Origin of the sequence: Moorena sp. SIO3H5, from assembly GCF_010692395.1 — a bacterium.
Lineage (GTDB): Bacteria > Cyanobacteriota > Cyanobacteriia > Cyanobacteriales > Coleofasciculaceae > Moorena.
On sequence record NZ_JAAHHS010000328.1, the window covers coordinates 1 to 8,842 of the forward strand.

6 protein-coding genes are annotated in these 8,842 nt (G+C 42.8%); 1 reads left to right on the forward strand and 5 read right to left on the reverse strand.

Annotation, left to right across the window (positions count from 1 at the left end; genetic code table 11):
* The 3 genes from F6K52_RS27060 to F6K52_RS27070 all read right to left on the reverse strand — a co-directional run bounded on the left by F6K52_RS27060 (position 1) and on the right by F6K52_RS27070 (position 3,853).
* Positions 1–1,209 (reverse strand): pentapeptide repeat-containing protein, encoded by a 1,209-nt coding sequence (locus F6K52_RS27060; protein WP_293085653.1) that lies wholly within the window; start codon positions 1,207–1,209, stop codon positions 1–3.
* Between the two features lie 194 nt (positions 1,210–1,403).
* Positions 1,404–3,455, reverse strand: a complete 2,052-nt coding sequence (locus F6K52_RS27065; RefSeq protein ID WP_293085656.1) for an ABC transporter substrate-binding protein — start codon at positions 3,453–3,455, stop codon at positions 1,404–1,406.
* A gap of 107 nt (positions 3,456–3,562) precedes the next feature.
* Complete coding sequence (locus F6K52_RS27070; RefSeq protein ID WP_293085659.1) at positions 3,563–3,853, reverse strand: hypothetical protein; 291 nt, start codon at positions 3,851–3,853, stop codon at positions 3,563–3,565.
* Positions 3,854–4,822: 969 nt separating this feature from the next.
* Here F6K52_RS27070 and F6K52_RS27075 point away from each other — a divergent pair.
* Entirely contained in the window at positions 4,823–6,127 is a 1,305-nt protein-coding gene (locus tag F6K52_RS27075; RefSeq protein ID WP_293085662.1) for a pentapeptide repeat-containing protein, read from the forward strand.
* A 376-nt stretch (positions 6,128–6,503) separates the two neighbouring features.
* On the opposite strand, the gene F6K52_RS27080 is transcribed toward F6K52_RS27075, so the two are convergent.
* Both F6K52_RS27080 and F6K52_RS27085 read right to left on the reverse strand, forming a co-directional pair.
* Positions 6,504–7,658: a serine/threonine-protein kinase gene (locus F6K52_RS27080; protein ID WP_293085665.1), complete on the reverse strand. Its 1,155-nt coding sequence runs from the start codon at positions 7,656–7,658 to the stop codon at positions 6,504–6,506.
* Between the two features lie 69 nt (positions 7,659–7,727).
* Positions 7,728–8,753, reverse strand: a complete 1,026-nt coding sequence (locus tag F6K52_RS27085) for an NB-ARC domain-containing protein (RefSeq protein ID WP_293085667.1) — start codon at positions 8,751–8,753, stop codon at positions 7,728–7,730.
* Positions 8,754–8,842 lie beyond the last annotated feature (89 nt).

Here is an 8,842-nt window from a genome sequence, read left to right on the forward strand (position 1 = left end):
TCAGCAGTAGTAGTGCTGCTTTTCATCCATCCGCTGGATACCAGTGAAGTTAACATTTTCCACTACTGCACCAGTGTAAGCTCCAGTGCGATAGTCAGGGGGATGGGTACGACTGCGGGGACTGGCAGTTTCTACTGAACCATAAAATAGGCGGACTCCCTTGAGGTCAGCACCAGTGAGGTTGGCTTCATATAAAACAGTGCGGGATAGATTCGCTTGCACTAAGTCACAGAAGCTGAGATTCGCTCTGACCATATTAGCTTCGCCGAGTTCTGTCCAACGCAAATCTGTATAACTCAGGTCTGATCCAGCTAACATTACATTCAGGTCAATCACCCTTATACCATAAATTCGGTCTTCTTGGTATCCTCCATAGCCATCCAACATGGGGCGTCCTAAATGATTATCCCGTCTGAGGGGAGTCAGTAAACGGGCTTGGGACAAAAATCTGAGCACTTTAGCTTTCCCATGGGCATCCACACTACTGAGAATAGCAGCGGTTCTTCCTTCGCAAAATGCCCTCTCCTGGGGCCAATCTTCTAGCAATCCCTGATCATCTAAGGCTAAATCTGAAACTCCCTGAAAGTAAGCATCAATGGTTTGCTGCTGGGTAATCATATTTTGCTGGATGGTCAGGTCTTTGGAAATGACATATTGTCGCCAAGCAATGAATACTGCTAGGACGGCAATCAAAATCTGTCCCAAAGCACCTACCCATTCAGCCCATGACCCAAATTCATCCCATTTAATCTGAACTAACCAATTGCTGATGTTTTGGTAAACACCAACAAAGTTCAGTAAGCCACTTATTGCTGCTACCACTCCGATCGAGGCAATAACTTTGATTCTTTGTGGTGGTGGCAACAAATCAATAAGCCATTGTTTGAGAACCGGTAAAATTACTGGCAATGAAACCAACAGCGCCACAGTAGCTCCGGATATCCCAATCCAGAGGTTATCAATCACTACCCCAAAAATCATGATAGCGATCGCAGTGAGAATAATTGCGCTTACGGAGCGATTAGCAGGAGTAACCGATCCAATCGTTGGTTTATTAGGGAGGTTTAACAACGGCAGGGTAGATAAATGTTGCTCCTCTTGAGTTTGGGGAGGAGATGGTGGTGAATGACCATTGCCTGAGTTATTGGCGGTACCGTTGTTACTATGTTCAGGCTGATTGGGTGGCAGAGGCTCAGGCAAGTTAGTCATGGCATTCCCATCAAAATAAGCTCAAGGGTTTTGCAACATTCAAAATAATACAGCTCTTGGAGACTCGGATCGTTTTTTACTCAGATCTTGCACCTCAACAGATTAACAAATTTTAAAGTGAAATCCGGTACACTTGGCCTGTTTCCTTGTCTGTGCCCCTGTATAGCTACTCCCTCGGTGCGCTTGACCCGTAATTAAATTCGCCACGGGTCGCACCGCTCCCGACTCCCGACTCCCTCCAACCCAAAACTTTGTACCTCACCCGATTCAGAAGTGCTATACCACAGATGAGCATTCCAATTTGTATTGAAACGGTTGGGCATCCGCTCCTGAATCCTAGTCGATTGTACTTGTAGTAACTGTGCCTGAGATTGGGTAAGAGGCACGACAGTCAATTCTTTGTTTTCCCTCAAGGTCTTGGCCAGGTCTTTTGAGTAGGGTATTACTGCTGCAGTGACCTTATGGCTTAGCACCATATCGAGCAGCTGGTTGTGATCACAGATGACGGGAATGACAATTTGATCAAATCGTGGTGTGCCTTGCCAATAGTCTGGAAAAGCACTCAACTGGATGCCAGTAGGATCGAAGGTCTCAACTTGGAATGGTCCACTCCCAATCGGCTTTATCCCAAAGCGTTCTGTACCATAACTATGGCGCGGTACAATTCCCAAGGTTAAAAGTTGGGGATCAATAGGAGGTTTGGTTACCGGGGGTGGGTCGATTGCTAAGGGATGGGAATCCCTAGGCTCAATTGAATCAATTTCCCTGAGGCGATGGGATTGCGAGGGTAACCTTTGGGGGGCAGACTGTAATGTAAACGCAATGGTTTTTTGATCTACCACTTTGATATCCCTGATGCTTGTCAAAACCAGTTTGCGCCAGGGTGAGTCAATTTTCCGCAGTACCTGATAAGTGAACTCAACATCAGCAACCGTTAAAGGGGTGCCATCGTGGAAACGTAGGTTGTCATGAAGCTGGAAATAAAGGATTTTAGTGATTTTGTCTACAGTTTCTAGCTTCCACTTGACCGCAAGATCGGGAACCAGCAACCCACGTAAGGAATTAAAACGACATAAACCCCGGAACACCAGACTCAATACATCCGCTGGTCCTAGGGTTGGGTTAAGCAAAGGGTCAAGGGTCTTAATCGGACGAAAATCAGCAATGGTAAGCTCTTGGCGGGATCTGACCCAAATCTTTTTGGTAAAGGTGTTGTGGCTTGGGTTGATATCGGGGAGTTGTTGTTGTGGATCAGCCGTGAAGCGGATCATATGGAAACCAGCTTTGAACCTAAGTTGATGACGAATGCTGCTGTCTTGCGATCGCTTATTCGGTTGTAAGGTGCCATGGGGACTAAGGTCAGATAGATTGTTGATAGTCCACTCAACTTGGAAAGAACCGCTTGGGCTACTTCCTTGATTAATTAGATCTGCTTCTAATGTAATTAAATCCCCTGCTACTGGTAATGGGGGATTTAGGATAATGTCACGTACCAATAAATCAATAGTAGTGGCTTCCCAAGGAAGAGTATTGGTAGTTTGACCATCAATCACAGCAAATAGGACACCAATACCCCTGACTTGGGGCATAATCACACTCAGGCGGGACTCACTCCAAGTGATGATTTGAGCTGGCTGACCCTGAAACAAAACTACAGCATCGGGTGAAGGCACAGAACCGAAATTACCCCCTTCAATCACCACACTACTCCCTGGCGGTGATTTGGCTGGTTTCACTTCAGTCAAAAATGGGAGTTGTCGCCACATCCTAATCCGTGCTTCGCGAAGATCAGTTTTACGGCTAACTTCGGCGATCATTGCTGGGGTTTGGGTGTAGCGCTCTAGGTCATCAACGGAGTAAATAGCGATCGCATTTAGTTGTTTGATATCAGTGTCAGTAATATCTGGTAACGTAGCCAGAGGACGGTTATCTACTGGTCGGTCTAGAGCCTTACGTACCCCATGCAACTGACTCTGTACTACTTGGGTAAAATCCAATTTGAGAACAGTAGCGCCATTTTCCTTGGGATCAACAACCGTCCGAAACCAAATTTCTCCATCTTGACCACGACGCACTGTTACTTCCAAATCCAGGTTTAGCTGTTTGATAGCCAAAGACTTACCACGAGCATAGGATTTGAGGGAGAGAGTATCTTCCGCATAGTCAATTTCCGATGCGATCGCATCCACCAATTCTGCCAACTGCCATTCTTGGTTATCCTCTGTTACGGACTCATCATTACTCATCGATCCGAAGTTCCCTCTTCTGACTTCCCTACTCGCTAGTTCCATTAACCCCAAGGGCGGGGGACCTCACCCAATTGAGAACTACTATACATGGAATAGTTTATCCTTTACCTTTTGTCTTCAGTAGTGATAGTGATTCGGATACGACCATTACTACCAACTGGTTCTGTTTCACGAGCTGATGGCATTGTCACTATCACTCTACTTGACTTTTCTGGTAAAGACTGGGGGTCAGTTTGCAGGCGTAGATGGGCAGGAATCTCAACATCCACATCAGTGACCTGTAACTTCAATGGTTCAGCACCCCGATCACTACCCCGATCACTTGTTTCTTCCAATGTGTCAGTGATCTCTCGGAAAATCAATGTGATTAAATCCCCTAGTGTGATATCAGCCATCAGAAAATCTTGGTGATTAGTAGTTGAATTATAATCCTTCTTTATACTTTGCGCTCTTCTAGAGTCTAGAAACAGAGACTTTATCAACAAACCCAGCGGTAATCAGGCTATACTGTTTCAGTAAGATTTAGTCCAGCTTTTTTTTTATCAACAGTAAAAAAACTATTTCAATAGTGCCATAGCATTTTTAGTTTAGATGTAAACCTAGGATTGATATAAAAAGCAATGCAGCGCCTTAATACCGGGGTTTCCCCCAGTCGCACTTTGCCTCAAGACTTCGGATCAGGGAACTTCGGATCACGGAAGAGTGTCAAGATATCCTAGGAGTTTTTGATTTTATGATCAAGGGATGCAGTGCTTTAATACGGGGGGTTACCCCCACTCGCGCTTTGCCTCAAGACACAGGATTCGTTTTCATGATCTATTTAGAAATGCTATATCTAATTATTGATATATAGCGCTATTCATATTCATGAGGTACACAGTATTTTTTCTGAGTTACCTATTCTGAGTTACCTATTCTGAGTTACCTATTTACGAAAACCAAAAACTTATGTACATCACCTATTTTATAAATGCTATAATTCAGCATAATTGTTACATTATTAATTAGTTATTATGATTAAATTTTAAAGACCAGAAATGCTGTCAGGAAAAAAACTTGTCAGATCAGCTAACACCATAACGTAGATCTCGCGCTTTGCTCAGAAGCAAGCGCTACTTAGGACTCCCGCCCTTAGTAACGCGATCGCAAGTTGTGGTAGTTCATCTAAAAAATTTCCGGAAGGATTGGGGATAACTGGGTATGGTGTTAGATATAAGGGTGCCTATAGCATCCGTGTAGACAAATATATTCAGAGCCTAATACCTGTGGACTGGATAGTGCCCACACGACTAGGATCAAGCAGAAGGAACCATGACGCTGCTCTGTTGTGAGCGTTTTTTTGTATATTGGGATCGAATTGCATCATGGCAGACAAAGAGCATTTGGCTGTGCTCAAACGAGGGATAGATGCCTGGAATCAGTGGCGGAGGGAGAATCCTAACCTAGAGCCTGATCTCAGTGAGGCTAACCTCAGAGGGGCTGACCTCAGTAGGGCTGATCTCAGGCGGGTTAACCTGATCAAAGCTGACCTCAATGTGACTAACCTAAGAGGGGCTAACCTCAGTGAGGCTAATCTCCTTGAGGCTAACCTCTGTTTATCTAACCTGATCAAGGCTAACCTTAACCAGGCTAACCTTTGCAAAGCTAAGCTCCGCTCTGCTAACCTCTACAAGGCTAACCTGATCGAGGCTAACCTTAGCGGCGCTAATTTAATTGAGACTAACCTCTACAAGTCTGACCTTTGCAAAGCTAAGCTCCGCTCTGCTAACCTCTACAAGGCTAACCTCAGTAGAGTTAACCTCAGCAAAACAGACCTTTGTGGGTGTTACCTTGGCAGGGCTAACCTTAGTGGTGCTAACCCCAGTCTAGCTGAGTTTAGAAATGCGGACCTGAGTCAGGCTGACCTCAGGGGTGCAGACCTCAGTTGGGCTGACCTGAGCAAAGCTGACCTCAGCCTAGCTAACCTGAGCAAAGCTGACCTTAGTGGAGCTAACTTCCATAAAGCTGACCTGACCAAGACTGACCTGAGTGGGGCTGACCTGAGCGGGACTGATTTGAGCGAAGCTAACCTCACCAAGGCTAACCTGAGGGAAGCTTACTTGATTAGGACTCAAGCATTAGACTGTAATTTTACTGAAGTAATCTTTACCGGAGCTTGTCTGGAAGATTGGAAAATTAATCAGGGCACGAAGCTGAAGCATGTGATTTGTGAGTATGCTTATCTAAAATATGACTATACACAAGACACATTCATTGAACGTCGCCCTAGGAATGAAACTCAGAACTTTGCGCCAGGAGAGTTTACTTGTCTGTTTCAGAAAGCCTTGGAAACTGTTGACCTGACATTCAGTGATGGTATTGACTGGAAAGCTTTTTTGCTTTCCTTTCAACAACTCAGGGAAGAATACGGTGAGGAATACCTATCAATCCAAGCTATCGAAAAGAAGAGCAGTGGTTCGTTTTTGATTAGAATTGAGGTGCCACTAGATGCTAGCAAGGCTGAAATTGAACGTCAGGCAAAAACACTGTATGAGACTAAACTCAGCACCCTTGAGGGCATATACCGTGCAGAATTGAAAGCCTCCCATGACCAGCTAGCAAGCTCCCGTCAGCGCAGCGCAAATCTGTGGGAAATTGTTAAACAGCAAGCCAATCGACCGATTATTTAAGGCTTTTCCGTACCTGTTATGGTAAATTATTCATATGATGTCGAAAATTATTGCTAGGTAACCATTTTGTCAATTATTTACCGTTAGTTTATAAGGTTGAAGTATAACATCAATGAATAGCTATATTTTGAGTTGTTTTAACTAACAGTTTTGCATAGTAATTCCGTAAGATCCGCTAAAATCGATCTCTTGTTCTAGTATAAATTATCTGAATAAGTAATAGGATACCAAATCCGTTTGTCAAAACCCCTTTATAAAAATCCACCAAATCTTTGTATGCCAGGAATCTATGGCTATGCGGATAAGGGGGGTATGGGACAGGATTTGGTATGATACCCTTGTTTATTATATTGTAATTAGCGCGGGTTGCAAACTCCTATAGTTTCCTAGACAGTAACAGCTTGGATGCTCTTTTAATCAATAAAGGAAATTCTAAAGAAAATACGAGTGAGATGGACAGGATACTGAGGACTACAAACAGTAGCAAAACTACACCAGGGGTTAGATAGGTTCCTTGACTAAGTAAACCAAGTAAAACGAAGTTGAGGACAAGGCTAAAAATTCCTAATCCTGAATTAATAAAATTATAATTGCTATGCTTAACCCGTCTATTTTCTGGTGTCTTTATATTTCGATAATGATGATTTCGATTATTATTGATTAGATAATCAATTAGATATAACATAATTGTTTGGTTATCTTTTGGCCGATTTTGCCAATACGGTTCCATTATAAAATCTATTAAATTCAACAGTATTTCCGAAATATGTGTTGCTTCATTTCGCCAGATTAACTTTCCAGTTTGGGAGTCTTTTGGAAAATCACTAGGGTGTTTACCACTGAGCAATCGCACAAAGGTACGACCTAAGGCAAAAAAATCAGATTGTGGATAAGCTTCTTGTTCATTAATGATCTCTGGTGGCATATATCCTAGGGTTCCAATACTGGTATTTTGCGAAGTACTTTGTTGTTGAATAATGTATTTTTGGGTTAGTGCTTTAACTGCGCCAAAGTCAATTAATACGAGTTGTCCATTGGGTCTGATCATTATGTTATCCGGTTTAATATCCCTGTGTAAATACTTGGGATGGATTTCATTAAGTATTACTATCAGTTGTTTTAGCCAGTCAATTGCCTGCTCTTCAGTAATTATTTGATTAGTCTGAACCAGCAAATCTTCCAACGTTAGTCCATCAATCTTCTCCATCACCAAGCAGTGTAAGAAGTCCTCTTGGTTATTTTTATTAGCTACAAAACGGAAGTAGCTATCTGGCTCAACTCGGGGAATTCCTGGATGATTGAGCTGCTTCAAAACTTCTACTTCTCGCTGAAACAGCTCAACGACTTTTTCTCTCGTATTTGAATCACTAAAGTAACTTAATTTCAGAACTTTCAGCACTTTCCTTTTGCCTGACTGACTTGAGTTAATATCAAGCCAATCTTCTACTTCAAAGGTTTGACTAAAGTTACCGCTGCCTAACTTTTTTATAACTTGGTAACGATTGTGTATTTCTTGTCCGATATGAATCATAATTACTTAAATCAGCCACCCTGATAAAAACGCTTGTTAAGATATTTTTATGAATCAGACTTAATTCAATCAGCTCCCATAAAAACGCTTGTTAAGATACTTTTTAATTACAGGATCTACAGTAAAAAATACTTCCCCCATATCCTGATTTTTTTTTTCAATAAGTGAACGTTGTAACAAATTATTTATAGATGTCTTTATTTTTGAACTCGCTCTGTTGGGATATGAATAAAATTGATCTAGCAAGTATTGAGTTGAAACTGGCTCGGTAGCCATGGCTAAATAGTTCATTAGCTCTTGATCGAAATCTGATAATAGAGAAAATTGCTTGTCGAACATATTGATTAAAACATCACCAATAAATAATGAGCCTTTGAGAAAATCCGAAATTTTACCATTATGGCAGTTTTGGATTGTCCTAACCGCAATCTTTAAGGCTAAGGGATGACCTTTGTAGCTATCAATTAGTTGTCCCACTCCATGCAAAGATTTAGAAAGACCGTCCTTTGACAAGAGTGCTTTAGCGTCTTCCTTTTTCAAGCCTTTGAGTTGGAATTCCCGAATTCTTCCTTCCCTGATTACTAGTTTCTTAACTTCCTGGGGAGGTTCTTGACTGGTCAACAACAAGCAGCTTTGATGGCGTTTGCCCCCAATACATTCCAGTAATTTTCTATACTCCTGGTAGCCCTCTTTGTAAATTCCAGAGGATTGACCAGCATCCAGGATCGCTTCTACTTCATCAAGCACTATCAAACAACGATGCTGGTTGAGGTAATACATTAGTCGGGATAGCAGGTTATTTAGAGTTGTTGATGAAGGGTTTTCTTGATGGTTGGACAAGAATTGGATCAGGTCACTCAGAAGTTCTTCAACAGATGGAGTATGGTTGAGGGTACGCCAAATCACATACTCAAACTGATCCTTAATCTGTTCAACTAGCTTCACTGACAAGGCAGTTTTGCCAATACCAGTAATGCCCAAAATAGCCACCAATGGACAGTTATCTGTGACAATCCATTGCTGTAGCTGAGCCAGTTCGTGTGAAGATCGACGCGACCGACTCAACGCACACCAAGACGCGCGAGATTCCAACATCCGACCCCGTTGCAGCGGGCACCCCGCGTGCGGTTGACACCACACCGTGGGACGCGGACGCACCCGCAACGGACGTCATGCACAACGCG

Bases quoted from the DNA above. Each gene is read 5' to 3' on its own strand.
- F6K52_RS27060 (WP_293085653.1), bottom strand. From the start codon at position 1,209: ATGACTAACTTGCCTGAGCCTCTGCCACCCAATCAGCCTGAACATAGT.
- F6K52_RS27065 (WP_293085656.1), bottom strand. From the start codon at position 3,455: ATGAGTAATGATGAGTCCGTAACAGAGGATAACCAAGAATGGCAGTTG.
- F6K52_RS27070 (WP_293085659.1), bottom strand. From the start codon at position 3,853: ATGGCTGATATCACACTAGGGGATTTAATCACATTGATTTTCCGAGAG.
- F6K52_RS27075 (WP_293085662.1), top strand. From the start codon at position 4,823: ATGGCAGACAAAGAGCATTTGGCTGTGCTCAAACGAGGGATAGATGCC.
- F6K52_RS27080 (WP_293085665.1), bottom strand. From the start codon at position 7,658: ATGATTCATATCGGACAAGAAATACACAATCGTTACCAAGTTATAAAA.
- F6K52_RS27085 (WP_293085667.1), bottom strand. From the start codon at position 8,753: ATGTTGGAATCTCGCGCGTCTTGGTGTGCGTTGAGTCGGTCGCGTCGA.